Source organism: Methylobacterium sp. 37f, from assembly GCF_023093475.1.
GTDB lineage: Bacteria > Pseudomonadota > Alphaproteobacteria > Rhizobiales > Beijerinckiaceae > Methylobacterium.
On record NZ_JAGHKN010000008.1, the window covers coordinates 51,899 to 78,788 of the forward strand.

General features: G+C 69.4%; 24 protein-coding genes. 14 read left to right on the forward strand and 10 right to left on the reverse strand.

The window, feature by feature from the left end; translation table 11 throughout:
• Positions 1–18 precede the first annotated feature (18 nt).
• The 10 genes from rplI (at position 19) to J7U37_RS07590 (ending at position 13,098) form a co-directional block, all read left to right on the forward strand.
• Positions 19–582, forward strand: a complete 564-nt coding sequence (gene rplI / locus J7U37_RS07545) for a 50S ribosomal protein L9 (protein WP_056190044.1) — start codon at positions 19–21, stop codon at positions 580–582.
• A 332-nt stretch (positions 583–914) separates the two neighbouring features.
• The gene (locus J7U37_RS07550) at positions 915–2,402 is read left to right on the forward strand and encodes a replicative DNA helicase (protein ID WP_056190043.1); all 1,488 of its coding nucleotides are present in this window, start codon (positions 915–917) and stop codon (positions 2,400–2,402) included.
• A gap of 394 nt (positions 2,403–2,796) precedes the next feature.
• On the forward strand, positions 2,797–3,909 hold the full coding sequence (gene alr, locus J7U37_RS07555; RefSeq protein WP_247635317.1) for an alanine racemase: 1,113 nt from the start codon (positions 2,797–2,799) through the stop codon (positions 3,907–3,909).
• Positions 3,910–3,957: 48 nt separating this feature from the next.
• Complete coding sequence (radA, locus tag J7U37_RS07560) at positions 3,958–5,394, forward strand: DNA repair protein RadA (protein WP_056190041.1); 1,437 nt, start codon at positions 3,958–3,960, stop codon at positions 5,392–5,394.
• Between the two features lie 304 nt (positions 5,395–5,698).
• On the forward strand, positions 5,699–6,304 hold the full coding sequence (locus J7U37_RS07565) for a CvpA family protein (RefSeq protein ID WP_247635318.1): 606 nt from the start codon (positions 5,699–5,701) through the stop codon (positions 6,302–6,304).
• A gap of 108 nt (positions 6,305–6,412) precedes the next feature.
• A complete protein-coding gene (gene purF, locus J7U37_RS07570; protein ID WP_056190038.1) occupies positions 6,413–7,903 on the forward strand; it encodes an amidophosphoribosyltransferase in 1,491 nt (496 codons plus the stop codon).
• Between the two features lie 8 nt (positions 7,904–7,911).
• Entirely contained in the window at positions 7,912–8,661 is a 750-nt protein-coding gene (locus J7U37_RS07575) for an SDR family NAD(P)-dependent oxidoreductase (RefSeq protein ID WP_247635319.1), read from the forward strand.
• Positions 8,662–9,506: 845 nt separating this feature from the next.
• Entirely contained in the window at positions 9,507–11,231 is a 1,725-nt protein-coding gene (locus J7U37_RS07580; protein WP_247635320.1) for an FAD-dependent oxidoreductase, read from the forward strand.
• A 283-nt stretch (positions 11,232–11,514) separates the two neighbouring features.
• On the forward strand, positions 11,515–11,934 hold the full coding sequence (locus tag J7U37_RS07585) for a dihydrofolate reductase (RefSeq protein WP_056478903.1): 420 nt from the start codon (positions 11,515–11,517) through the stop codon (positions 11,932–11,934).
• Between the two features lie 36 nt (positions 11,935–11,970).
• Positions 11,971–13,098, forward strand: coding sequence for a carboxylate-amine ligase (locus J7U37_RS07590; protein ID WP_247635321.1), 1,128 nt, complete (start codon positions 11,971–11,973; stop codon positions 13,096–13,098).
• 9 nt (positions 13,099–13,107) lie between these two features.
• Here the strand turns inward: J7U37_RS07590 and der are convergent, their stop codons facing one another.
• From der to J7U37_RS07605, 3 genes are all read right to left on the reverse strand, one after another.
• On the reverse strand, positions 13,108–14,466 hold the full coding sequence (der, locus tag J7U37_RS07595) for a ribosome biogenesis GTPase Der (protein ID WP_056190028.1): 1,359 nt from the start codon (positions 14,464–14,466) through the stop codon (positions 13,108–13,110).
• 46 nt (positions 14,467–14,512) lie between these two features.
• The gene (locus J7U37_RS07600) at positions 14,513–15,226 is read right to left on the reverse strand and encodes a tetratricopeptide repeat protein (RefSeq protein ID WP_247635322.1); all 714 of its coding nucleotides are present in this window, start codon (positions 15,224–15,226) and stop codon (positions 14,513–14,515) included.
• Positions 15,227–15,325: 99 nt separating this feature from the next.
• The gene (locus tag J7U37_RS07605) at positions 15,326–15,934 is read right to left on the reverse strand and encodes an NnrU family protein (RefSeq protein ID WP_247635323.1); all 609 of its coding nucleotides are present in this window, start codon (positions 15,932–15,934) and stop codon (positions 15,326–15,328) included.
• A 117-nt stretch (positions 15,935–16,051) separates the two neighbouring features.
• On the opposite strand from J7U37_RS07605, the gene J7U37_RS07610 reads away from it, so the two are divergent.
• Positions 16,052–17,245, forward strand: a complete 1,194-nt coding sequence (locus J7U37_RS07610; protein WP_056190022.1) for a hypothetical protein — start codon at positions 16,052–16,054, stop codon at positions 17,243–17,245.
• Here the strand turns inward: J7U37_RS07610 and J7U37_RS07615 are convergent.
• Complete coding sequence (locus J7U37_RS07615; protein WP_056190020.1) at positions 17,229–18,140, reverse strand: LysR family transcriptional regulator; 912 nt, start codon at positions 18,138–18,140, stop codon at positions 17,229–17,231. The genes J7U37_RS07610 and J7U37_RS07615 overlap by 17 nt on opposite strands.
• A 101-nt stretch (positions 18,141–18,241) precedes the next feature.
• Between J7U37_RS07615 and J7U37_RS07620 the strand changes: the two genes are divergently transcribed.
• Entirely contained in the window at positions 18,242–19,228 is a 987-nt protein-coding gene (locus J7U37_RS07620; protein WP_247635324.1) for an aldo/keto reductase, read from the forward strand.
• A 10-nt stretch (positions 19,229–19,238) separates the two neighbouring features.
• Here J7U37_RS07620 and J7U37_RS07625 read toward each other — a convergent pair whose 3' ends face one another.
• Complete coding sequence (locus J7U37_RS07625) at positions 19,239–21,818, reverse strand: FtsX-like permease family protein (protein ID WP_247635325.1); 2,580 nt, start codon at positions 21,816–21,818, stop codon at positions 19,239–19,241.
• A 4-nt stretch (positions 21,819–21,822) separates the two neighbouring features.
• Positions 21,823–22,536, reverse strand: coding sequence for an ABC transporter ATP-binding protein (locus J7U37_RS07630; RefSeq protein WP_056190016.1), 714 nt, complete (start codon positions 22,534–22,536; stop codon positions 21,823–21,825).
• 61 nt (positions 22,537–22,597) lie between these two features.
• On the opposite strand from J7U37_RS07630, the gene J7U37_RS07635 reads away from it, so the two are divergent.
• Entirely contained in the window at positions 22,598–23,311 is a 714-nt protein-coding gene (locus J7U37_RS07635; RefSeq protein WP_247635326.1) for an arylesterase, read from the forward strand.
• A 4-nt stretch (positions 23,312–23,315) separates the two neighbouring features.
• Entirely contained in the window at positions 23,316–23,855 is a 540-nt protein-coding gene (gene thpR, locus J7U37_RS07640; protein WP_247635327.1) for an RNA 2',3'-cyclic phosphodiesterase, read from the forward strand.
• Positions 23,856–23,876: 21 nt separating this feature from the next.
• Here thpR and coaA read toward each other — a convergent pair whose 3' ends face one another.
• The 4 genes from coaA to hisA form a co-directional block, all read right to left on the reverse strand.
• Positions 23,877–24,848, reverse strand: a complete 972-nt coding sequence (coaA, locus tag J7U37_RS07645; RefSeq protein WP_056190110.1) for a type I pantothenate kinase — start codon at positions 24,846–24,848, stop codon at positions 23,877–23,879.
• Positions 24,849–24,913: 65 nt separating this feature from the next.
• The gene (locus J7U37_RS07650) at positions 24,914–25,237 is read right to left on the reverse strand and encodes a phosphoribosyl-ATP diphosphatase (protein ID WP_056190012.1); all 324 of its coding nucleotides are present in this window, start codon (positions 25,235–25,237) and stop codon (positions 24,914–24,916) included.
• 93 nt (positions 25,238–25,330) lie between these two features.
• Positions 25,331–26,107 carry an imidazole glycerol phosphate synthase subunit HisF gene (hisF, locus tag J7U37_RS07655; RefSeq protein WP_056190010.1) on the reverse strand — a complete coding sequence of 259 codons (777 nt, stop codon included), beginning with the start codon at positions 26,105–26,107 and terminating at the stop codon, positions 25,331–25,333.
• Positions 26,108–26,125: 18 nt separating this feature from the next.
• Positions 26,126–26,884 (reverse strand): 1-(5-phosphoribosyl)-5-[(5-phosphoribosylamino)methylideneamino]imidazole-4-carboxamide isomerase, encoded by a 759-nt coding sequence (hisA, locus tag J7U37_RS07660; RefSeq protein WP_247635328.1) that lies wholly within the window; start codon positions 26,882–26,884, stop codon positions 26,126–26,128.
• Positions 26,885–26,890 lie beyond the last annotated feature (6 nt).

The window sequence follows — 26,890 nt, forward strand, 5'->3', positions numbered from 1 at the left end:
CCCCAAAGGACGAACACCATGGAAGTCATTCTTCTCGAGCGCGTCGCCAAGCTCGGCCAGATGGGCGAGACCGTGAACGTGAAGCCGGGCTACGCCCGCAACTTCCTCCTCGCCCGCGGCAAGGCCCTGCGCGCCACGGAGAACAACAAGAAGCACTTCGAGACCCAGCGCGCCCAGCTCGAGACCCGCAACCTCGAGCGCAAGTCCGAGGCGCAGGCCGTCGCCGAGACCCTCGAGGGCAAGAGCTTCGTGCTCATCCGCCAGTCGGGCGAGACCGGCGTGCTCTACGGTTCGGTCTCGACCCGCGATCTGGCCGAGGTCGTCACCGCCGACGGCTTCACCGTCGGCCGCGACCAGTTCGCCCTCAACCAGCCGATCAAGACCCTGGGTCTGCACACCGTTCCGGTCGTGCTGCACCCCGAGGTCGAGGTCAGCGTCACCGTCAACGTCGCCCGTTCGCCGGAAGAGGCCGAGCGTCAGGCACGCGGCGAGTCGACCACCGAGCGCGAGGCGTTCAACCTCGACGACCTCGGCCTCGAGGTCGGCGCAGCCCTGGCCGAGGCTGGCGACGACCGCGAGTAAGCGGACCACAGACCCGGTGAAGAACGGGGACGAACAGCCTTAATGGTTGACTAGTTCCTCGTTTGTTCCAGCATGGACGCCCGTCATCCGCAAGGATGGCGGGCGTTTCTGCGAGGGGTTTCGCCGGATCCTCCGGGGCGACGCATCCCTGAGAAGAGACGGGCTCGGGAAGAGACGTGGCCGTGAAAGACCGGTCAGCAAAAGACGGGCCCAAGCGCGAATCGGCTAAGGTTCGGCTAACCATGCCGGCGCCATGGTCGGCAGATAGAGAGGCGCGGTGGCGGACCGCCGCGCGGACCATGAAACGAAGAGTCGGAGCCTCGAATCAGCCCATGGCCCTGCCCAACGCCCTGACGGCCAACCTTCAGCCCGTCGCGCAGGAATTCCGCGTCGCGCCGCACAACATCGACGCGGAGCAGGCGCTGCTCGGCGCGATCCTGGTGAACAACGATGCCTATTACCGGATCTCGGACTTCCTCCTCCCCGAACATTTCATGGAGGACGTCCACCGCAAGATTTTCGAGGTGGCCTCCCAGCTCATCAAGGCGGGCAAGCTCGCGACCCCCATCACCCTGAAGACCTACCTGGGCGACGCCGACCTCGGCGGCCAGACGGTGATGCAGTACCTCGCGCGCCTCGCGGCGGAAGCCACCACCGTCATCAACGCGGGCGATTACGGCCGCACCATCTACGACCTCGCCATCCGGCGCCGGCTCATCACCATCGGCGAGGACCTGGTGAACGGCGCCTACGAGGCGCCGGTGGAATCCTCGCCCCGCGACCAGATCGAGGGCACCGAGCGCCGGCTCTACGAGCTCGCCGAATCGGGCAAATACGATGGCGGCTTCCAGAAGTTCTCCGACGCCCTGACGGCGGCGGTGGACATGGCCGCCAAGGCCTACCAGCGGGAAGGCAAGCTCTCGGGCGTCGCCACCGGCCTGTCCGACCTCGATGCCAAGATGGGCGGCCTGCAGCGCTCGGATCTCATCATCCTCGCCGGCCGCCCGGCCATGGGCAAGACCTCGCTCGTCACCAACATCGCCTTCAACGTCGCCAAGGCCTACCAGTCCGAGAAGCTGCCGGACGGGCGGACCGAGACCAAGAACGGCGGCATCGTCGGATTCTTCTCCCTCGAAATGTCGGCCGAGCAATTGGCGACCCGTATCATCGCCGAGCAGTCGGGCGTGCCGTCCTACAAGATCCGTCGCGGCGACATTCAGCCGGCCGACTTCTACAAGATCACCGACGCGGCCCGGGACATGCAGACGATCCCGTTCTACATCGACCAGACCGGCGGCATCTCGATCGCCCAGCTCGCCGCCCGTGCCCGTCGCCTCAAGCGGCAGAAGGGCCTCGACCTGCTGATCGTCGACTACCTTCAGCTCCTCTCGGGCTCCGGCAAGCGCAGCGACAACCGCGTCCAGGAGATGACCGAGATCACCACCGGCATGAAGGCCCTGGCCAAGGAACTGGCGGTGCCGATCATCGCCCTGTCCCAGCTCTCGCGTCAGGTGGAAAACCGCGAGGACAAGCGCCCGCAGCTCGCAGACCTACGCGAATCGGGCTCGATCGAGCAGGACGCCGACGTGGTGATGTTCGTCTTCCGGGAGGAATACTACGTCAACAACAAGAAGCCCCGCGAAGGCACGGAAGAATTCTTCGCCTGGGAGGCCGAGATGAACCGCGTCCACGGCAAGGCCGAGGTGATCCTGGGCAAGCAGCGCCACGGCCCCACCGGGACCGTCGAACTGCAGTTCGACGCCAACATCACGCGCTTCTCGGACCTCGCCCAGTCCGACCGCCTGCCGGAGCAGATGTGATCTGCCGACCGGAGTGATCAGGAGGGCAGTTGTCCCGAAAGATCGAAGGGACATGAGACGGCCGCAGGTGAATATCCCGAAGTCTGGGAAGCCATGCGCCGTTCGGCCTCTCCTTCCCGCAAGGGCGATGGCATATGAAAACGCGCCGTCATTCCGAGGCGCCGCAGGCGAGCCCGGACCCGAAGGGGCGCGCCACCGGCGTGCAATCCATTGCCGCTAACAGCGCAAGTCATTGCGCCACCTGTGTTTCAGGATCCCGGGCTCCGCTGCGCGGCCCCGGGATGACGGGGTGCTCCGGAGGACTTTTGGGCTCGCAGGTCCCCATATGCGATCACCTTACCGCAATGGGTCCCCACGGTGCGCCCGGCATCCTACTCTGTGGAAAGGTGAGGCCATGAACCAGGAGATCGTCATCCCATCGACGCACGGCGCTCTCCTGACCATCGACCTCGCCGCCCTCGCGGAGAACTGGCGCCGGCTGGCGGCGCAGGCTCCGGAGGCGGATTGTGCCGCCGTGGTCAAGGCGGATGCCTATGGCTGCGGCCTTGCGCGGGTGCTGCCGGTGCTGTGGGCGGCAGGGTGCCGGACGTTCTTCGTCGCCCACCTGAGCGAGGGCGTGGCGGCGCGTGCGATCCTGCCCGAGGCCAGGATCTACGTGCTCAACGGGCTGCTGCCCGGCCTCGGCCCGACCCTGGCGGCCCATGACCTGCGGCCCGTGCTCGGAAGCCGGGACGAACTCGCCGAATGGGCGGCTCTCGCTGAGGCGTCCGGCCGGACCCGGCCGGCGGCGCTCCACGTCGATACCGGCATGAACCGCCTCGGCCTGTCCGTGCCCGAGGCGCTGGCGCTGTCCGGCGATCCGCTGATCGGGCGGGCCGGGATCGCCCTGCTGATGACTCACCTCGTCAGTGCCGAGCTGGCGAGCGATCCGATCAATGCGCGCCAGATGGCGGATTTCGCGGCGGTGCGTGCCGCCCATCCGGGCGTGCCGGGGTCCTTCGCCAATTCCTCCGGCATCTTCCTCGGGGTCGCCGCGCATCACGACCTGCTGCGTCCGGGCTATGCCCTGTTCGGCGGCAATCCGACTCCGTGGAAGCCGAACCCGATGCGGCCGGTGGTGCGCCTGGAGGCGCAGATCGCGCAGATCCGCGACGTCGCTGCGGGTGAGACCTGCGGCTATAACGGGCGCTGGCGGGCGGCCGAGCCCCGGCGGCTCGCGACCCTGTCGATGGGCTACGCCGACGGGTATCCCCGGGCGGCGAGCGGGCGCGGCATCGCCCTGGTCGGCGGCGTGCGCTGCCCGATCCTCGGGCTGATTTCGATGGACCTCATCATCCTGGACGTCACCGACGCGCCGGCGGCGGCGCGCGGCGCGACCGCGACCCTGATCGGCGACGGCCTCGACGTCGACACGGTCGGCCGGGCCGCCGGCACCATCGGCTACGAGATCCTGACGGGGCTAGGTTCTCGCTATGTTCGCCATTATGTGACAGGAACCGGGGCCTGACCTCCGCCTGATTCGGGCGAGTCCTCCGGCTCCTCCAGCGGAATCGCGATGGCCAAGATCCAACAGAGCTTCGTCTGCCAGTCCTGCGGGGCGGTCTACAACCGTTGGCGCGGGCGCTGCGAGGCCTGCAACGGCTGGAACACCATCGTCGAGGAGACCGGCGCCACCGGCCCCCAATCGGGTCCGGTCAAGACGCGGCCGAGCCGGGCGCGCGGTCGGGTCTTCGCCCTGGAGGGCCTGACCGGTGAGGTGCGGGAAGCGCCACGCATCCCGTCCGGGATCAACGAACTCGATCGGGTCACCGGCGGCGGTTTCGTGCGCGGCTCGGTGATCCTGCTCGGCGGCGACCCCGGCATCGGCAAGTCGACGCTGCTGATGCAGGCCTCCGCCGCCATGGCCCGGACCGGCGAACGCGTGGTCTACATCTCGGGCGAGGAGGCGGTGGCGCAGGTGCGGCTGCGGGCCGAGCGCCTGGGCCTGACCTCGGCGGCGGTCGAACTGGCGGCCGAGACCAATGTCGAGGACATCGTCGAGACGCTGTCGCAGGGGCGCCCGCCGGCGCTGGCCATCATCGATTCGATCCAGACCATGTGGACCGAGACGGTGGAATCGGCCCCCGGCACCGTCACGCAGGTGCGCGGCTCGGCCCAGACCCTGATCCGCTTCGCCAAGACCAGCGGCACGGCGGTGATCCTGGTTGGGCACGTGACCAAGGACGGGCAGATCGCCGGCCCCCGTGTGGTCGAGCACATGGTCGACGCGGTCGCTTCCTTCGAGGGCGACCAGGGCCACCACTTCCGAATCCTGCGCGCGGTGAAGAACCGCTTCGGACCCACCGACGAGATCGGGGTGTTCGAGATGACCGATCTGGGGCTGGCCGAGGTGCCGAACCCCTCGGCCCTGTTCCTGGCCGGGCGCGACCACGCCGCGCCCGGAACGGCGGTGTTCGCCGGTATGGAGGGGACGCGGCCCCTGCTGGTGGAGATCCAGGCCCTGGTCGCGCCCTCGTCGCTCGGCATGCCGCGCCGGGCCGTGGTCGGCTGGGACCCGAACCGCCTGTCGATGGTGCTGGCGGTGCTGGAGGCCCATGGCGGCATCCGCCTCGGCACCCACGACGTCTATCTCAACGTGGCGGGCGGCCTGCGCATCTCCGAACCCGCCGCCGACCTCGCCGTCGCCGCCGCCCTGGTCTCGTCCCTCTCCGGCGCGACGCTGCCGCCCGAGACGGTGTATTTCGGCGAGATCGGACTGTCGGGCGCCGTCCGCCCGGTGGCGCAGGCTCCGGCCCGGATCAAGGAGGCGCTGAAGCTCGGCTTCGCCAAGGCGGTGATGCCGCAGGGGCGCGGCGAGGGCGGCGACGGCGGCCTGTCGACGGAGGCGCTCCGCCACATCGCCGACATGGTGGCGGGCATCGCCAGCGGCGGCCCGCGCCGGGTCGGATCGCGCCGGGGCCACAACCCGCCGGATTATGGCGACGACGATTGACGGGACAGACTTGGCGCGACGCGCGCCGGAACGGGAAGATCGCGGCAAGACGATCTCGTCGGCACCGAAGATCAGGGCCTCCCACCGGACCACGGAGACCGGGGCACGATGTCATGTTGCCAGGGACGATGCATCGCGACGCCCCCCCGACCGGGGTCAAACCTGGCCGGACCCCGGCCGGGGATGGCATCCCGCGCCAGGGTGACGGCCGAGGTTCCGCACGATATACAGAGCCGCGGCCGGGGGAAGCCGCACGATCCGGTCATCGTCGCCGCTCCGCCCCATGAAGTGACAATCGTCAGAGATGCCGTTCTCCGTTCTCGATCTCGTCGTGCTGGGTATTGTCGTGGTCTCGGCGCTGCTGGCCGCCGTCCGTGGCGCGACCCGCGAAGTGCTTGCCATCATCGCCTGGGTCGCGGCCGCCGCCATCGCGTGGAAATTCCATCCCCTGCTGCTGCCCACGGTCAGCCAGCATGTGAGCAACCCGACCGTGGCCCTCGTCGCCTCGATCGCGGCGATCTTCCTGCTCACCCTGATCGTCGTGTCCATTCTCACCGTGAAGGTGTCGGACATGATCCTCGATTCGCGCATCGGCGCCATCGACCGCTCGCTGGGCTTCCTGTTCGGGGCCGGACGCGGCTTCCTGATCTGCGTCATCGGCTGGGTGTTCCTGGCCTGGCTGGTGCAGGGCAAGATGCCGCCCTGGGCCTCCGAGGCGCGCAGCCGACCGATGCTGGAGAAGTCCGGCGAGGCCCTGGTGGCGCAGCTCCCGGAGAATCCCGAGGGTCTTCTGAAGCAGTTCAAGAAGCCGAAAGCCGACGCGCCGGCCGATCCGGTCGAGCCGCCGGAAGGCGAGGTTCCGGCCCAGCGCCGCACCGAGGCGCCAGCCACGCCCGCCCCGCGACGCTGATCTGCGTCGCCGTGCGCTTGGTCGCGCGGCGAAGGCCGATTACATGACGGTCATCTGACGGCGCCTGCGCGGGGATTCGCACGGGGCCAACCAGGGAACGACATCATCATGTCTGTAGCCAAGTCGAGTGCCCGTCCCCCGGTCGAGGTCGTGGACGGGCTCGACCGCGACGGCGATACGCTGCGCGAAGAGTGCGGCGTCTTCGGCATCTTCGGCCACCCGGACGCCTCCGCCATCGTCGCGCTGGGGCTCCATGCCCTGCAGCACCGGGGCCAGGAAGCGGCCGGCATCGTCTCCTTCGACGGGGCGGTGTTCCATTCCGAGCGTCGTCCGGGCCTCGTCGGCGATTCGTTCTCGGACCGCTCGACCATCGAGCATCTCGAAGGCCCGGCCGCCATCGGCCATGTCCGCTACTCCACCACCGGCGGCACCATCCTGCGCAACGTGCAGCCGCTCTTCGCCGAGCTGGCCAGTGGGGGCTTGGCGGTCGCCCACAACGGCAATCTCACCAACGCCCTGTCGATCCGCCGCGACCTGGTGCGCGACGGTGCCATCACGCAATCGACCTCCGACACCGAGGTGATCCTGCATCTCGCCGCGCGCTCCCGTGCGCCCCGCATCGTCGAGCGCTTCACCGAGGCCCTGCGCCAGATCGAGGGCGCCTACGCCATCGTGGCGCTGACCAACAAGAAGCTGATCGGCGCCCGCGATCCGCTGGGCATCCGCCCCCTGGTGCTCGGCGAACTCGACGGCCGCTATATCCTCGCCTCCGAGACCTGTGCCCTCGACATCATCGGCGCCAAGTTCATCCGCGACATCGAGAACGGCGAGATCGTGGTGATCTCGGAAGAGGGCATCGAGTCGATCCGCTTCGCGCCCGCGCAGCCGATGCGCCCGTGCATCTTCGAGTACATCTACTTCGCGCGCCCCGATTCGGTGGTGAACGGCAAGAGCGTCTACGCGGTGCGCAAGAATATCGGCCACGAATTGGCCCGCGAATCGGCGACCGCGGCCGACGTGGTCATTCCGGTGCCGGATTCCGGTGTGCCCGCCGCCCTCGGCTTCGCCCAGGAGACCGGCCTGCCCTTCGAGATGGGCATCATCCGCAACCACTATGTCGGCCGCACCTTCATCCAGCCGACCCAGTCGGTGCGCGAACTTGGCGTGCGGATGAAGCATTCGGCCAACCGCGCCGTGGTCGAGGGCAAGCGCATCGTGCTGGTCGACGACAGCCTCGTGCGCGGCACCACCTCGGTGAAGATCGTCCGCATGATGCGGGAGGCCGGCGCCAAGGAGGTGCATTTCCGCATCGCCTCGCCGCCGATCACCTATCCGGACTTCTACGGCATCGACACGCCGGAGCGGGAGAAGCTGCTGGCCGCCACCCACGACCTCGAGGGCATGCGCCGCTACATCGGTGCCGATTCGCTGGCCTTCCTGTCCATCGACGGTCTGTACAAGGCCATGGGCGAGGCCCGCCGCGATGAGGCCTGCCCGCAATACACCGACCATTGCTTCACCGGCGACTACCCGACCGGCCTGACCGATCTGGCCATCGCGGGGCCGCGCCGCCTCGCCATGCTGGCCGAAGCGGACTGAGCCGGCCGATGAGCACGCCCGAAAAAACCCTCGCCGGCCGCGTCGCCGTCGTCACCGGGGCGTCGCGGGGCATCGGCCATGCCGCCGCCCTGGCGCTGGCCGAGGCCGGCGCCCACATCGTCGCGGTCGCCCGCACGCAGGGCGGCCTGGAAGCGCTCGACGATGCCATTCGGGCGCGCGGCGGCAGCGCCACCCTCGTGCCCCTCGACCTCACCGATTACGACGCCATCGACCGGCTCGGCGCCGGCATTCACGAACGCTGGAAGCGCCTCGACATCCTGGTGGGCAATGCCGGCATCCTGGGCAATCTCACACCGATCGGGCACGTGACTCCGAAGACCTGGGCGCAGGTGATGGAGATCAACGTCACCGCCAATTACCGGCTGATCCGCTCCCTCGATCCGCTGCTGCGGATGTCCGACGCCGGCCGCGCCATCTTCGTCACCTCCGGGGCGGCGCAGAAGTGCCGGGCGTATTGGGGCCCCTATTCGGTGTCGAAGGCGGCTCTCGATGCCCTGGTGCGGACTTACGCAGCCGAGACCGCGACGACTCCGGTGCGCGCCATGCTGCTCAACCCCGGCCCCCTGCGCACCACCATGCGCAAGGCGGCGATGCCGGGCGAGGACGAGATGACCCTGAAGACGCCGGAAGACCTCGCCCCGCACTTCGTGCGCCTCGCGAGCCCGGATTTCTCGGAATCGGGCAAGATCTACGACTTCCCGAGCGACCGGATCCTGACGCCCCAGATGGCAGGCTGACGCCGCAGCGTCGGCACAGTCGCCGCCGGACCCCGGCCGCGACCGATCACCGGTGAAGGCAGCCCCGCTCGGTTCCGAAGCCGCCCTCCCCCCTCCCGGCATCGCGCGACCGGGACATCGCCTCCGCGTGATCGTCCCGCTGGCTCTCTCCGACGACCCGGTTCGCCTCGGACGGCCGAACCATGGGCGGAGGCTATCGAGGCTCGGTCGCCACCAGATGGACCCATGCCCCCGCGCGGCATCGTCGCCGCCGCCCGGCGAGGCGGATGACAGCGGCGCATGAGGGCCGCTCGTGCATCGAGCGAGCGGGCTATCCCGATCTGCCGGGATCAAACCGTTCGCGATCGATCTGCACCAAGGCCAAGGCTTGGGACGTCTCTCGCGCAGATGCGGTATTTGGGTGCCTTCCCGGCCAGAAGCCCCTCGACCGGCCCCTTGCCTCGCCCGGACCCTTGCCTCGCCCCGACCAGCGGTCGAACTCCTTCCCGTCTCCCGGGTGGTCTCGCAACGCCGCGAAGCGCGAGACGATGGGTCCGACCACGATCACGCCCGAGGCATAAACATCGTTGCTAATCTAATCAGATCTGCTGCGAGACATGGTACTTCGAGAAGAACCAATTTTTATCAAATAGTCGGCCAGGACGCGGGATCACATTTATCACTGTTCAAGTTGCCCTATAGAAACAGGAGCATTTTTCTGTTTCCGATCGCGAATAAATTCGAAAGGTCAGACTGCGCAGAATCCGATTCGACTCATTGACCATATGTGACAAGCCGATACGTGGTTTTCCGTTCTGTATGATCGTCGATCGCGCTTTTGAAGAAACTCCGAGAGACTCCCCATCATGGTTTCGCGACGTTCTTTTCTCGGGGGTGCCGCCGCAACGCTTCTCTATCCGCTCTCCGCTCGGGCCGGACACTTGAGCTTCGACATCGTCGTCTACGGCGCGACCAGCGGCGGTATCGCGGCAGCGTTCGAGGCCAAGCGCCAGGGTCGCTCCGTCGCGCTGGTCGGCGGTTGGCGGGAGAGTCACCTGGGCGGCATGATGTCGGGCGGGCTCGGGTATTCCGATGTGGACTCGCCGCGCGCCTACGGTGGGCTGGCCCGTTACGTGATCGACCGCATCAACGAACGCGCCGGACATCCCCCGGGGACCTTCGCGTTCCAGCCGCGATTCGCCGAAGCCGTGTTCCAGGATCTGCTGGCACGACACGATATTCCGGTGTTCTGGTCACTGGGGGTCACCCGGGTTCGCAAGGAGAACGGCCTGATCGTCGAGATTGCGACGACGATGGGACAGACATTCGCGGCGAAAGTCTTCATCGACGCATCGTACGAGGGCGACCTGGCCGACAAGGCCGGAGTGACGACCTTCATCGGTCGCGAGGCCGCGTCGCCGCAGGACCTCTACAATGGCTACCGGAACGTCTTCAACGACGGCGGCGGAAGCAATCACAACTTCGTCCGGCCGCGCTTCTTCCTGAAATTCCTCGCCGACCGCCACATCTATCTCGATCCGTTCGTCACGCCCTCCGATCCGGCATCCGGCCTGTTGCCGGGCGTTCGCGAACGCCCGCAACTGCCCTCCGCCTCGGGGGACGGCGCCGTTCAGGCCTATAACTTCCGCCTGACCCTGACGCGGGACCCGCGTGCCCGGGTGCCGTTCGCGAGCACCCCGCCGGACGGCTACAAGAAAGCTAACTACGAAATTCTATTCCGCTATCTCGAGGCGCTGCGGGACGGTGGCTTCCTGAAGCCGACCTCGACGATGGCTGAAGAGAATTTTCTGCTCTGCAACAACATCGGCGACGGTCTGTACGACGTGAACAACCGGGGAGCGGTATCCCTCGACCATGTCGGCGGTTCCTGGTCCTATCCGTCCGCAAGCTATGCGGAGAGAAGCCTGATCTGGAAGGAGCACGAGCGGTGGATTCGCGGCCTCTTCTATGCCTTCCAGCACGAGAACGACCCGCGGGTGACGGAATCCGTCCGGGAATCCATGCGGGCCTTCGGCCTGGCGGACAATCACTACCTCGACCCGTTTCCCGGCGACGAACGCCATTGGCCCTACCAGCTCTACGTCCGCGAATCCCAGCGCATGGTGTCGGATTTCGTGCTCCACGGCGCCGATATCGCGGCTCGTGACGGCTCGGAGCCGCGCAGCCTCAGTACGATCGCGGCCGGAAGTTACAATCGGGACAGTCATCACACGCAACGGATCGCGGTTCCGCTCCCTGTCTGGCACGTTCGCAACGAGGGGAATTTCGAGGTCGGGAATGGCGGAAAGGACAAGATCTTCCCCATCCCCTACGAGGTCACGGTTCCTCGGCGCGCCGAGTGTCGAAACCTTCTGGTGGCCTTCTGCGTCAGTGCCACGCACGAGGCGTTCGGCGCATTCCGGATGGAACTGACCTTGATGCAGGTCGGCCAATCCCTCGGCATGGCCGCCGCGATGATTGCGGAGCATCCCTGCTTTCTGGCGGTGCAGGATGTGCCGTATGCGGATCTCCGCCGGCGCCTGCTGGAAACGCCCGAGACCACGAAACCCTATCTGCCGCAAACGAACTGAGGTCCGGCCCTCACCTGGGGGGCTCACCGTGGACGCTCACCGAGGGGCATTGGCGGTACCCGGCGCGGCGTCATCGATCGGGAGGAATTGTCCCCGCACGGGCGCGAAGTTGCGATTCGCAATCGCGCTGACGGTCCAGATCTGCCATCAGCCGATGGACCCTGTCCGTGCGGCGGCCCGATCCGAGAGCGAGCCGCAGCACCCCGATCCTTGCCGGTGCCATCGGTGCGACCCTCCATCGGCAGGTCGCGCCATTCCCCTCCCCTCTTCGGACGAGCCTCTCATGATCGACGTTCGCTGCATCTGCGCCATCGGCCTTCGCGGCCAGCTCGGCCTCAAGGGACACCTGCCCTGGGAGGGCAACACCGACCCGCTCTTCGTCGAGGACGTGACGCGCTTCTTCGCCATCACCATGGGGCACGTCCTGATCGCCGGCCCCAAGACCATCGCGTCGGTGCCCGAATTTGCGTTCAAGGACCGCACCATCGACGTCATCCGCAGCCACGAGGACCCGGAGGCGGTTCTGGCGCGCTATCCCGGACGGCGCATCTTCGTCGGCGGCGGCATCGCGGTCTGGAACGTCTATGCCCGCTATATCCAGCACTGGGACGTCACCCGCCTGCCCTATGACGGCGAGGCCGATCGCTGGTTCGATCCGGCCTGGCTCGTCGGCGGCCCGGCCCGGGCACAAATGCCCGCCTGACGGGTTGAGGGGAGCAAGCAACCGACAAGGCTCCCGATGACGTCCGCCCCCTTCCGTTTCGGCATCGAGGAGGAATATTTCCTGGCGGATGCGGAGACGCGCGGCACGCCCCGGCGCTCGGTGAAGCCCTTCCACGTCCAGGCCGGCGAGGAACTGCCCGAGATCGGGCGCGAACTGCTTCAATGTCAGGTCGAGGTCTGTACGCCGCCCTCGACCGACTTCGCCGGGGCCCGAGAGGTGCTGGCCCGGCAGCGGGCGGCGCTGGCCAAGCTCGGGCGCGAACACGGTCTCCTGGTCTTCGCGGCCGGCACGCATCCGGTCGCGGATTGGGCGCGCCAACTCCCCACCAAAGGCGACCGCTATCGCGGCATCCTGCGGGACGTGGGCCTAGCCGGACGGCGCAGCCTGATCTGCGGCATGCATGTCCATGTCGAAGTGCCGGACCCGGACGGGCGGGTCGATCTCATGAACCGGCTGCTGCCCTTCCAGCCGATGCTGCTGGGGCTCTCGGCATCCTCGCCGTTCTGGCAGGGCAAGCCCACCGGCCTCAGCGCCTATCGCCTCAGCGCCTTCGGCGAGTTGCCCCGCACCGGGCTGCCGGAGCTGTTCGCCGACCCGGCCGCCTATGCGCGCTACGTGCGGATCATGACCCAGGCCGGCTCGATCCAGGATGCCAGCTTCCTGTGGTGGTCGCTTCGTCCCTCGATCAAGTTCCCGACGCTCGAATTGCGGATCGCCGATTCCTGCACCCGCCTGGACGACGCCCTCGCCATCGCGGCGCTCTATCGCTGCCTCGTGCGGCTCGTCGTGCGTCGGCCGGAGCTGAATGCCGGCCTCGACGGCGTCTCGCGCGCGCTGGCGCAGGAGAACCTGTGGCGCGCCCAGCGCAGCGGCACCGAGGCCGAGCTGATCGACGAGGCGAGCGAGGAGGCCGTGCCCTTCGCCCAGGCTTTGGACACGCTGCTGACCCTCATCGCCGAGGACGCCGCCGCGCTTCACTGCGAAGCGGAGGTGGCGCAGGCCCGCCGCATCCTCGATCACGGCACCAGCGCCGAGCGACAGGTCGCCACCTTCGAGGCCACCCGCAACGGCGACACCTCGAACCGGCAGGCCCTCGACGCGGTGGTGGACTGGCTGGCGGAGACGACGTGTGGGCCGCCGTGACCCCTGTCCTCAGCCCTTGTTCTCGCGGTCGAACGGGTTTTTCGAAGTTCGCAGCGACAGCCGGATCGGCGTGCCCGGCAATTCGAAGGCCTCGCGCAGGGCGTTGACGAGGTAGCGGGTGTAGGATTTCGGCAGGCCGTCGAGCTGATTGCCGAACAGGGCGAAGTGCGGCGGGCGCGCTTTCACCTGGGTGGCGTAGCGGATCTTGATCCGGCGGCCCGACACCGCCGGGGGTGGATTGCGCTGGGTGGCGGCGCTCAGCCAGTCGTTGATCCGCGAGGTGGAGACGCGGGTGCTCCAGATCTCCTCGGCGTTCGTCACGGCCTGCATCAGCTTGTCGATGCCCTCGCCGGCGAGGCCGGAGAGCGGCACCACGGCGACGCCGCGCACCTGCGGCAGCAGGCGGGTGCAATCCTCGCGCAGCTTCTTGAGCAGGCCGTTCTGGTCGGCGACGAGATCCCACTTGTTCAGCCCGATCACCAGGGCGCGGCCCTCGCTCTCGATCAGGTCGACGATGGTCAGGTCCTGCTTCTCGAACGGAATCGTGGCGTCGAGGAGCACCACCACCACCTCGGCGAAGCGCACGGCGCGCAGGCCGTCGGTCACCGCGAGCTTCTCGAGCTTGTCGTCGATGCGGGCCTTACGGCGCATGCCGGCGGTGTCGTGCAGCTTGATCCGGCGGCCGCGCCATTCCCAGTCGAGAGAGATCGAATCGCGGGTGATGCCGGCTTCGGGTCCGACCAGCAGACGATCCTCGCCGAGCATCCGGTTGATCAGGGTCGACTTGCCCGCATTGGGCCGGCCCACGATGGCGACCTTGAGCGAGCGGTTCGACGGATCGTCGTCGTATGCCTCGTCCTCGTCGTCGAGCTTGGGAAGCGCCTCGATCAGCGCGTCGTGCAGTTCGCCGGTGCCCTCGCCGTGCTCGGCCGAGAACGGTATCGGGTCGCCGAGCCCGAGGGAGAACGCCTCGTAGGCGCCGGACATGCCGGCGCCGCCCTCCGCCTTGTTGGCGATGAGGATGACGGGGCAGCCGGCCCGGCGCACCATGTCGGCGAAGGGCTGGTCGGCCGGAAGCACGCCCGCGCGGGCGTCGATCACGAACAGCACCACGTCGGCTTCGAGGATCGCCGCTTCGGTCTGGGCGCGCATGCGGCCGAGCAGCGAACCCGGATCGGCCTCTTCGAGGCCGGCGGTGTCGATGATGCGGAAGACGAGACCACCGAAATTGACGTCGCCCTCGCGCCGGTCGCGGGTCACGCCGGGGCGGTCGTCCACCAGCGCGAGCTTCTTGCCCACGAGGCGGTTGAACAGGGTCGACTTGCCGACGTTCGGCCGTCCGACGATCGCGACGGTCGGCATATCCATGGTGTGCTCGTTTCGATCAGGCGTACGTGAGAAGCGGGTCGAGGGCTCAGCGCGTGACGGGTGGGGGAGCGGCCGGCGCGGCCGGAGCCGCCGCCGTCACGGTGACGGGTCCGCCAGCCACCAAGGCCGCGTAGACTTCGATGCGCTGGCGCAGGTTCTGCGGCGTCTGGGAATCGGCGTTGATCTGGTCGAACCAGCGGCCGGCGCCCTCGTAATCGCCACGCTTCAGCGCGACGAGGCCGAGCATCTCGCGGGCGGTGTGGCGGAACGGGGCGTTCGGCGCGGCGAGGCCCTGGAGGGTGCCCAGCGCGGCATCGGGGTCGGTGCCATCGAGCCGCAGCAGGGCGGAGCGCAGGCGCGCGAGATCGCGCAGGCCGGTGCTGACCGAGGTGTCGTTGGCGAGGGCGTCGTACTCGGCGGCACCGGCCTTCGCATCGGTCTTGCCGGTCTCGGCCGCCGAGCGGAACCGGGCCAGAAGGGCATAGCCGGCGGGCGCATCGCTCTCGATCGCCTCGAACGCCTTGTCGGCCTCCGTAGACTTGCCCTCGCGGGCGAGGCGGTTGGCGACCTCGAAGCGCTCGGAGGCGGCCTCGGCGCGCACGCGCTGGTCGTGCTGCCAGTAGCGCCATCCGCCCACGCCGGCCACGACGAGAATCGCCAGGGCGATGATCACGCCGCTATAGCGGCGCCAGATCTCGGCGACCTGATCGCGGCGATAGTCCTCGTTGACCTCGCGGATGAACTCGTTGTTTTCGGCCATGTCGTCTCACGCCGCCCGAAACCCCGGCGGCCGCTCAAGAAAGTGGAAGGCCTGCGCCTAGCACAGGCGCAGGCCCTTGGCGACCGGCTTCGAAACGGCTCAGGCCTGGCCCGGCCAGGCGGCGACGCCGATCAGCAGCGGATGCAGGTACTTCCCGAACACGAACCAGACGCCGAGGCCGACGACCACCGCGAGCGCGTCGTTGCGCCAGCCGGCGGGCGCCGCCACCGGGCCGCCGTGCTGGGCCGCGATCGCACCGGCCGAGAGCGCCCGGCGCTTGGCGCTGATGCGGGCCACCACGGCCCAGGCGAGGAAGCTGCCGAACAGCAGGATCGAGCCGAGGTCGCCGTTGGCGAGGAGGTGGGCGGTGGCCCAGATCTTCACCGCCAGCAGCATCGGGTGCTTGGCCTTGGCGCGGATATGCCCCGGCAGGTAGGCGGAGGCGAGCACGATGAAGGCGAGCGCCGTCAGCAGCAGGGACAGGTGGCGGGTCCAGACCGGCGGGTCCCAGACGGCGATGTAGCCGGATTCGCGGTAGAGGTGGAAGCCGTAGGCTATCAGCACCAGCCCGAGGAGGGAGGCCAGGGTGTAGGCCAGCTTGAAGCGCCCCTCCCCGACCTGGCCGACGACCTCGGCCCGCTTGGTCCGCGCCATGGAGAAGGCGTGCGTGCCGAGAAACAGCACGAGGCCGAGAATGAGGATCAACATGGGGGGCTTTCGCGAGAAATGGGCGTCGGTGTGGATAAGCTCGGAGCCGCCGATGCCGGGACAAGCAGACTGTAACGGTTCAAAACCCAATCCTGGTCCGATGTCCAGGCTTCCCCGATGACGCGCCCGTCCCGCCTCGCCGCCCTCGGGCCGGTTCTCGCCCTCGGCTGGCTGCTCGGCGCGGGGACCGCGCAGGCGGCGCCCGAGCCGCCGGTCTCGGCTCTGACGCTGGTCGGGCCTCCGGTGGTGATGTTCAAGGCGACCCGCGACGCCTGCGACGGGGACGACGTGCCGGATGCCTCGGCAAGGGCGTTTCGCGACGCGTCCGGGGCGGTGGCGCTGTTCGGGATGCACTACCGCAACCGTGCCTTCCGCGGCCCGAGCCTGGATGCGCTCAAACTCGACTGCACGGTGGTGCTGGATTCCGGCGGTCAGGCCGATCCCGCCGCCTATGACGACGCCTCCTGGATCACCGCCACCTGGACCGAGGACGGGCGCCGCGTCGCCGCTCTGGTCCATCACGAGTACAGGGCCAACGAGCATCCGGGCCGCTGCCGTTCCGCGGTCTACCTGGAATGCTGGTACAACAGCGTGATCGCGGCGACGTCGCCGGATGGCGGGCGCAGCTTCACCCGGGCGAGTCCCCCGGTGGTGGTGGCCGGCGCGCCCTTCCGGCAGGAGGTCGACCAGGGTCGCCATCGCGGCTTCTTCAATCCCTCGAACATCGTCGGCGACGGAAGGTGGCGCTATTTCCTGGCCTCCACGACCGGATGGCGCCTGCCGGGCAGCGACCAATCGGCCGGGGTCTGTCTGTTCCGTTCGGACAATCCCGCCGACCCGACGCTGTGGCGGGCCTGGACCGGAACCGGCTTCACCGCCGCCTTCCCCGATCCGTATGCGAAGCCGCCCAAGCGGCCGGCCACCTGCGCGCCGATCGCGCCGTTTCCGACCCCGGTCGGCGCGGTGGTGCGGCACCGGGCCAGCGGCGCCTGGATCGCGGTCTTCATGGCCAAGGCCGGCGAGGGCTTTCCGCAATCGGGCTTCTACTGGACCACCTCCCGCGACCTCCTGGCCTGGGACCAGCCCCGGCTGCTGCTGGCGGGTGCGACTCTCTACGACGATCCCTGCCGGGCGCCCGGCGGCCTGATCGCCTATCCGTCGCTGCTCGATCCGGACGCGCAGGGGCGCAACTTCGACGATACCGGCGATCGCGCTATCCTGACCTACGTCACCCTGCGCACCGAGGGCTGTACCATCACCTCCGACCGCGACCTCCTGCGGCGGACCCTGGCGATCAAGGTATGGCCGTGAGGTCGGGCTCGGGGCGGCGCACCAGATCGATAAAGGCCTGGAGCGGCGGCGGGATCTGGCGCCGGCCGGCATAATACAGGAACAGCCCGGGGAAACTCGGGCACCAGTCGGGCATCAGGCGGACCAGCCGACCGGACGCCAGGTGCTCGACGACGCTCTCCTCGAAGACCAGTCCGAGTCCGAGCCCCGCGAGGGCCGCCTGCACGATCATCTCCTGGTCGTTGACGATGAGCGGTCCGTCGACGGAGACCGCCACCGCCCGCCCCTCCTTCTCCAGCTCCCAGCGATAGATCGCCCCGCCCGGAAAGCGCTGCCGGATGCAGAGGTGCCGGCCAAGATCGTCCGGACCTTCCGGGTGCGAACGCCCGGCGAGGTAGTCGGGGGACCCCACCACGGCGAAGCGCTGCGCCCCGCCGAGCGCCACCGCGATCATGTCGCCGGCAAGGTGCTCGCCGAAGCGCACCCCGGCATCGAAGCCGCCGGCGACCACATCGGTCATGGCATCGTCGGCCACGACCTCGACGCGGACAGCCGGATGACGGGCGAGGTAGCGCGCCACCAGCGGCATCAGGACGAAGCGACAGGCCGAGCGCGGGGCATTGATCCGCAGGGCGCCCCCGAGCGTCGCCCGGAACGCTCCTGCCGCCCCCACCGCCTCGGCGATCTCGGCCAGGGCCGGCCCGATCCGGGTGAGCAGCGCCGCTCCCGCCTCGGTCGGAGCGACGCTCCGGGTGGTGCGATGGAGCAGCCGCACGCCCATCCGGGTCTCCAGGCCTCGGAGGGCGTGGCTCAGCGCCGAAGTCGAGACGCCGAGTTCGAGGGCCGCCCGGCGGAAGCTGCCATTCCGTGCGATGGCGGCGAACACCGTGAGGTCGGCGAGATCGCTGCGCTGCATTGATGAATCTCGCTCAACGGTTCGTCAGGGCGGGTCGATCTTATCGCCGCAGGTCCCGCATGGCACATCGCGGGGGCGAAACCCGAATCCAGGAGCCGCCCATGCGACAGCAACCCCTCGGCCAGACCGGCCTCACCGTCTCCGTCCCGGGCCTCGGCTGCATGGGCATGTCGGAGTTCTATGGTCCGTCCGACGAGACGGAATCCCTCGCGGTCCTCGCGGCGGCGCTCGATCGCGGCTACGATTTTCTCGACACCGCCGACACCTACGGCCTCGGCCACAACGAGACCCTGCTGGGCCGCTTCCTGAAGGGCCGGCGCGACCGGGTGGTTCTCGCCACCAAGTTCGCCATCGTGCGCCCGCCCGACAGCACCGAGCGGCGCATCGACAATACGCCGGCCTACATCGCCCCCGCCTGCGAGGCCTCCCTGACTCGCCTCGGCGTCGAGACCATCGACCTCTATTATTGCCATCGCCGCAATCCGGAGACCCCGCTGGCCGAGATGGTGGGCGCGATGGCGCGGCTGGTGGAGCAGGGCAAGGTGCGGGGGCTCGGCCTGTCCGAAGTCTCGCCCGAAACTCTGCGGGCCGCCCACGCGATCCACCCCATCGCGGCGGTGCAGAGCGAATATTCCCTGTGGAGCCGGGCGCCCGAGGACGGGATGCTGGAGACCTGCCGCGAACTCGGCGTCACCTTCGTGGCCTACTCGCCGCTCGGACGCGGCTTCCTCACCGGCGGCCTCGACACGGCCGGACTCGCGGCGGACGATTTCCGCCGGGGCAATCCGCGCTTCCAGGCCGATGCGCTGGCCCGGAACCAGGGCCTGCTGGACGGGCTCGGGGCCATCGCGGCGCGCCGGGGCGCCGGTGCGGGGCAGATCGCCCTCGCGTGGCTCGTCGACCGGGCGCCGGGCGTGGTCCCGATCCCGGGCACCCGGCGGGCGGTCCGACTGGCCGAGAACGCCGCGGCGATGGACCTCGCGCTGACGCCGGCCGAGATCGCCGAACTCGACGCCCTGTTCGATCCCGGCGCCGTCGCCGGTGCCCGCTATGCCGAGGGTGGAACCGCCGGCATCGAGGTGCTGTGAGCCCGGTGCCTCAGAACTGGCGCAGGTAGGGCGCCGGCTTCTGGCCGAGGATGCGCCAGGTGCCGGCGAGGCCGAGGACGATCGCGAAGGCCACCGCCAGCGCGGCGGCCACGATCGCGCCCGACAGGTCGAGGGTGAACTCGAGCTTCATCACGCGGGTGACGATCACCCAGCCGGCAAGGGTGCCGGCGGCGAGACCGAAGATCGCCGTCGCCAGCCCGAGGGCGCCGTATTCGAGGGTGTAGGCCGCGAGCAGGCGGGACCGGGTGGCGCCCAGGGTCTTGAGCACGACGGCATCGTAGAGCCGGGCGCGGTGGCCCGCCGCCAGCGCACCCGCCAGCACGAACAGGCTGGCCACCACGGCGATGCCGCTGGCGCCACGGATGGCCAGGACCAGCTTGGCGACGATGTCGCTGACGGCCTCCAGCGCCTCCTTCACCCGCACGCTGGTGACGGAGGGATAGGCCCGGGCGACATCCCGCAGGATGGTGGCCTCGGCCTTCGCGTCCGGCCCGTTGGGCAGGGTCAGGGTGGCGAGGTCGGAATGCGGCGCCCCCCGGAAGGTGCCGGGCGTGAACACCATGACGAAGTTGATGCCGAGCGAGCGCCATTCGACCTTGCGCAGGTTGGCGATCTTCGCCGTCAGGGTGCGCCCGAGGACGTTGACCGTCACGGTGCTGCCGACCTTGAGATCGAGCTTGCCCGCCAGTTCGGCATCGAACGAGACCAGCGGCGTCCGCGCCTCCTCGGCATTCCACCACGTGCCGGAGACCAGGGAGGAGCCCTCGGGCAGATCCTCCGCGTAGGTGATGCCCCGATCGCCGTCGAGGACCCAGGCGGCATCCTCCGGCGGCTTGATCTCGCCCGCCGGGACGCCGTTCAGGGCGGTGATCCGCCCGCGCATCATCGGCACCCGCTCGATCTTGGCGCCCGGGGCCTGTGCGCCGAGGAAGCCGTGGAACGCATCCGCGTCGCTGGACGGGATGTCGAGGAAGAACAGGTTCGGGGCCTTGGCCGGCAGGGAGTTGGTGAGCGTGCGCCGCACGTTGGCGTCGATCAGGCTCAGGGTGACCAGGAGGGTCACGCCGAGGCCGAGGGAGAGCACGATGGCGGGGGTGAGCGCCCCCGGGCGATGCAGGTTGGCGAGCGCCATCCGGGGGGCGGCCCGACGCGGGCGCGGCAGGCGGCGGGCGAGCGCCATCAGCCCGACGGCGACGAGGCGCAGTAGCCCGAAGGCGAGCCCGGCGGCGACGATGAAGATCAGCGCCAGACGCCGGTCGAAGGCGGTGACCAGGGCCAGGGCGACGAGCCCGGCCAGGGCCGCGCCCAGGATGAGGCGATAGCGCAGCCGCGTCCGGATCGAGCCCGGATCGACCACGTCGCGGAACAGGCCCGAGACCGGGATGTCGTGGGCGCGGCCGAGGGGCAGGATCGCGAAGGCGAGCGCGGTCAGGAAGCCGTAGGCCGCCGCCAGGGCCAGTTCGCCCGGCGCCAGCGTCGGATTGAGGGGCAGCGGCAGGGCATCGTGGAACACGGCGTCGAGGCCGAAAGGCAGCGCCGCGCCGACCGCCAGCCCGATCGCGATGCCGAGGGCGGCGATCAGCAGGACCTGGGTGAGATAGAGAACGACGACCTGCCCGCCCGGCGCGCCGACGCTCTTCAGGGTGGCGATGGCGCCGCGCTTGCGCTCGACGAAGGCCGCGACCGCATTGGCGACGCCGACGCCGCCGACGATGAGCGCGGTGAGCCCGACCAGGGTCAGGAACTGGGTGAAACGCTCGATGCTCTTGGCGAAGCGCGGGTCCGCATTGGTCCGCGCCCGCATCTCCCAGCCGGCATCCGGGGCCGCCTTGGCGATGGCGGCGACGCGGGTGTCGAGTTCGGCATCGGCGACGTTCGGAACCTGCAGGCGGTAGCTCCAGCGATTGAGGCTGCCGGGCCGGATCAGGTCCGAAGCCGCGAGCGCCGCGTGCGAGATCAGCACGCGCGGCCCGAAGCCGATGCCGTTGGCGATGCGGTCGGGCTCTGACACCAGGGTGGCCCGAATCGCGAAGGGCTTGCCCGCGATGGTGATCCGGTCGCCGACCTTGAGGTCGAGGCGCGTCAGCAGCACGGGGTCCGCCACCGCACCGGCGGCGCCGTCGCGCTCGGCCAGCAGATCCGCCAGGGGCTCGGCCGGATCGGTGACGAGGTCGCCGGCGCTGGGATAATCGGCGCCGACCGCCTTCAGCTCGACCAGGGCGGCACCGGTCTCGCCCGCCACCGCCATCGCCCGCAGGGTGGTCACCACGGAGACCCTGCCCTGGGCGTCGAGGGCAGCCCGCTCCTCGGGCGTCGCCTCCCGGTTGATCAGGCTGTAGGTGAGGTCGCCGCCGAGGATGCGGGCGCCCTCGCGGCCGAGCCCGTCGGTCAGCGAGCGCGAGATCGAGGCGACGCCCGCGATGGCGGCGACGCCGAGCGCGATGCAGGCGAGAAAGACGGTGAAGCCCGCGAGACCGCCGCGCAATTCGCGCAGGGCGAGCCGCAGGGTGAGCGGGATGCGGGGGCCGGCCCGCCGGGGCGTCGCGGTTTCGGGAAGGGTGCCGTGCATCGGATCAGGCCTGGACCGGCGCCGGCGCTTCCACCCGGCCGGAGCGCAGGCGGACGGTGCGGTCGCATAGGCGCGCGAGGCCGGGATCGTGCGTGACCAGCACGAGGGTGGCGCCGCGGTCCCGCTTGAGGGCGAATAGCAGGTCGACGATCTGCCGACCGGTCGCCTCGTCGAGATTGCCCGTCGGCTCGTCGGCCACGAGGATCGCCGGGTTCGGCGCGATGGCGCGCGCGATGGCGACCCGCTGCTGCTCGCCGCCGGAGAGCTGGGCCGGGTAATGGTGCAGCCGGTGGCCGAGGCCGACCGCCTCCAGCTCGGCCTGGGCCCGGCGATGGGCGTCGGGCTGGTCGGCGAGTTCGAGGGGTAGGGCCACGTTCTCCAGGGCCGTCATGGTCGGCACCAGGTGGAAGGCCTGGAACACGATGCCGATGCGACGCCCGCGAAAGCGCGCCAGGGCGTCCTCGTCGAGGGTGCCGAGATCCGTGCCCTCCACGACGATGCGACCCGCATCGGGCCGCTCCAGCCCCGCCATCACCATCAGGAGGGTCGACTTGCCCGATCCGGACGGGCCGACCAGGCCAACCGCCTCACCGGGCGCCACGTCGAGGGAGATTCCGCGCAGGACGTGGACGCGCGCCGCGCCGCGGCCGAGGCTTAGGTCGATGTCGGAGAGGGCGATGGTCCGCGCCGTCGGCGCCGTGGGCTTGTCGGACTTCAACGGGCGACCGATCTGTGGGCAACTGAGGTCATGGTGAACCGAGGGTCGGGGTTGTGATCGAATGGGTCTGTGTGGAGTCTCACGTCTCGCCGATATGGTCCGGGCGCAAGCGGCGCGCCATGCCGGTCTCGGCCTCGCGGCCCTGATGACGCTCTTTGCCGCACTCGGGCCGGGCGATACGCCCGCACGCGCCGCCGCCGACACGCCCCCCGTGAAGCTCGTGGCCTTCGGCGACAGCCTCACGGCCGGATACCGCCTGCCCTCGGATGCCGCCTTCCCGGCCGTGCTGGAACGGGCCTTGAAGGCCCGCGGTCGCGCCGTCTCGATCGCCAATGCGGGCGTCTCGGGCGACACCACCACGGGCGGGCTCGACCGCCTCGACTGGTCGATCCCGGACGGGACGGACGGGGTCATCCTGGAACTCGGCGCCAACGACATGCTGCGCGGCACCGATCCGGCCGTAACCCGCAAGGCCCTCGACGCAATGATCGCCCGGCTGAAAGCGCGCGGAATCCCGGTCCTCCTCGCGGGCATGAAGGCCGCACCCAATCTCGGGCCGGATTACGTGGCGCGCTTCGATGCGATCTATCCGGACCTCGCCAAGAGCTACGGCCTCGTCCTCTACCCGTTCTTCCTCGAGAGCATCCTGGGCGATCGGCAGGCCCACCTCGATGACGGCCTGCACCCGAACGCCAAGGGGGTGCAGGCCATCGTGGCCGGCATCCTGCCCACGGTCGAGAGCTTCCTCGATCGCCTGACGCCGCAGGGGCGCTGAGGCCGTGCCCCGCCTGTTCACCGGGCTGGAGATCCCGCCGGACGTCGCCGAGGCGCTATCCCTCAAGCGCGGTGCCCTGCGCGGCAGCCGTTGGATCGAGCCATCCGATTATCACGTCACCCTGCGGTTCCTCGGCGACGTCGAGGTCGAGATCGCCGAAGCCCTGCACGCGCGGCTGGCCGAGGCGCGGCCCCGGGCGCCCTTCGCCGTCACCCTCGACGGATTGGCGAGTTTCGGGGGCGACAAGCCCCGGGCGATCCTCGCCACGGTGGCGCCGAATGCTGAACTCGGCGATCTCCAGGCCGAGCACGAGCGCCTCGCCCGCCAGGCGGGGGCCGAAGCCGAGCGACGAAAATTCACGCCCCACGTCACCCTGGCGCGCCTGCGCCGCGAGGCCGGCGCGGAGGATGTCGCCGCCTATCTCGGTGAGCGCGGATTGTTCACGCCGCTGACCTTCACGGTGGAGCGGGTCGCACTGTTCTCGGCGCGCGAGTCGAAGGGCGGCGGCCCCTACGTGGTCGAGGCGGCCTATCCGCTGGGATGACCGGTTGATCGCGCGCCGTTATCAGAGCCGGCGCAGGGCCACCGTCTCGATGCGGTGGCTCGCCCCCTTGGCGAGGATCAGGCTGGCCCGCTGGCGGGTCGGCAGGATGTTGTCGCGCAGGTTGGGCAGGTTGATCGTCGTCCACAGGGTGTCGGCGATCTCGATCGCCTCCGCCTCCGTCACCTCGGCATACTTGCGGAAGTAGGACAGCGGATCGCGGAAGGCGGTCTGGCGCAGGCGCAGGAAGCGGTTGACGTACCAGCGATGCAGGTCGTCCTCGTGGCCGTCGAGATAGATCGAGAAGTCGAAGAAGTCGGACACGAACGGGATCGCGGTGCCGTCGCGCGGCAGGCGCGCGGGCTGGAGCACGTTCAGACCCTCGACGATAAGGATGTCGGGCGATTCGATGATCCGCTCCTCGCCCTGCACCACATCGTAGACGAGGTGCGAGTATAGCGGGGCGGCCACGCGCTTCTTGCCGGCCTTGATGTCGGTGAGGAAGCGCAGCAGCGCGGCGGTGTCGTAGCTTTCCGGGAAGCCCTTGCGCTCCATCGCGCCCATGCGCTTCAGCTCGGCATTCGGCAGGAGAAAGCCGTCGGTGGTGATGAGGTCGACCTTCGGGGTGTTGGGCCAGCGCGCCAGGAGCGCCGCCAGCACGCGGGCCGAGGTCGATTTGCCGACCGCGACCGAACCGGCGAGGCCGATGATGTAGGGCACTTTGGTCTCGTGCTCGGCCAGCAGGAAGCGCTGGGTCGCCTTGAACAGCCCCTGCGTCGCCGCGACGTAGAGCGAGAGCAACCGCGACAGCGGCAGATAGATCGCCTCGACCTCCTCCACCGAGATCGGATCGTTGAGAGATTGGAGCCGGGCCACTTCCTCGGCGGCCAGGGTCAGCGGGGTGTCGGCGCGCAGCTGCGCCCATTCCTCGCGGTTGAACAGGCGATAGGGCGAGAGCCGCTCGGAGCCCTCGCCGGTCACCGGGTCGTGACCCATCACCGGATTCTGTCCCCGAATGGCGGGACGTTCGGGCCGGCCCATCGGCATGGGGGGCTCGGCGTTCACGCGGGCCTCCGTGCGGCCTTCTCGGCGATCCCGCTCTGGACCGTCCGCCGCTGCAATTCCGCCAGGACCTCGTCGAGGGCGATGCCGCCCCCGCGTAGCACAACCAGGAGGTGATAGAGCACGTCCGCCGATTCGCTGACGAGGCCTGCGCGATCACCCTGGACCGCGGCGATCGCGGCCTCGACAGCCTCCTCGCCGAGTTTCTTGGCAGCCCGGGCGGGGCCACCGGAGAGGAGCTTTGCGGTGTAGGACGTCTCGGGGGAGGCCGCCGCACGGTCCGCGACCAGGGCTTCGAGGTCGCTGAGAGTAAATTGGGTCATACCATCCTGATCCCGGCGAACCGGGCTTATCGTGCCATGCAACCAAGCGTGCGGCACGATGGATCATGACGCAAGGGCTGCGACAACTCGGCCTCAGGGATCGAGGCGCATGGAAAGGCCGGCCGCGGCCATGTGGGCCTTGGCCTCGGAAACGGTGTGCTGCCCGAAATGGAAGATCGAGGCGGCCAGGACCGCGCTGGCGCCGCCATCGCGCACGCCCGCCACCAGATCGTCGAGACCACCGACGCCGCCGGAGGCGATGACCGGCACCGAGACGGCGTCGGCGATGGCCCGGGTCAGGCCGATGTCGTAGCCGGAGCGCATCCCGTCCCGATCCATCGAGGTCACCAGCAATTCTCCGGCGCCGCGGGCGGTCACGGTGCGGGCGAAGGCGATGGCGTCGATGCCGGTCGGTTTGCGTCCGCCATGGGTGAAGATCTGCCATTGCGGCGGCGCGTCGGGCGCGGAGGTGCGCTTGGCATCGATCGCCACGACGATGCATTGGCTGCCGAACTTCTCCGCCCCGCGCGCCACGAAATCGGGATCGTTGACCGCCGCGGTGTTGATCGAGACCTTGTCGGCCCCGGCCAGCAGCAGCGTGCGGATATCCGCCACCGTGCGGATGCCCCCACCGACGGTGAGCGGCATGAAGCAGGCCTCGGCGGTGCGGCTGACCACGTCGAGCAGCGTGCCGCGATCCTCGTGGCTCGCGGTGATGTCGAGGAAGCAGAGTTCGTCGGCTCCGGCCGCGTCATAGGCCTTGGCGGCCTCGACCGGATCGCCGGCATCGCGCAGTTCGAGGAACTGCACGCCTTTCACGACGCGACCGTCCTTGACGTCAAGGCAGGGGATGATGCGGGTCTTGAGCACGGGAGTCCTCGAACCGGATCAGGCCGCCGGACCGGCATCGGCCGCGCCGGTGGCGCGCCGGATCGCCGCCAGGGCCTCACGCGGATCGATGCGGCCGTCGTAGAGGGCGCGGCCCGTGATGGCGCCGGCGAGCAGCGCGCAATCCGGCTCCAGGATGCGGTGGACATCCTCGATCGAGGCGAGGCCGCCGGACGCGATCACCGGGATGGTGACGGCGCGGGCGAGGCCGAGGGTCATCTCGATGTTGAGGCCCTTCAGGATGCCGTCACGGGCGATGTCGGTGTAGATGATGGCCGCGACGCCGGCATCCTCGAACCGGCGACCGAGTTCCTCCGCCGTCATGCTGGAGGTGGTCGCCCAGCCTTCGACCGCGACGCGGCCGTCCTTGGCGTCGATGCCGACCGCGATCTTGCCCGGATAGAGACGGGCCGCCTCGCGCACGAAGGCGGGATCGCGCACGGCGGCGGTGCCGATGATGACGCGGCTGACGCCCTTGGCGATCCAGGCCTCCAGCGTACGCATCTCGCGGATCCCGCCGCCAAGTTGCACCGGCAACTTGGTGCGGGCCAGGATCGCGTCGACGGCGTCGGCGTTCATCGGGGCGCCCGCGAAAGCGCCGTCGAGATCGACCACATGCAGCCAGGAGAAGCCCTGTTCCTCGAAGACGGCGGCCTGCGCGGCCGGGTCATCGCTGAACACGATGGCCTGGGCCATGTCGCCCTGGACGAGGCGGACGCAGCGTCCTTCCTTGAGATCGATGGCCGGGAACAGGATCACGCGTCG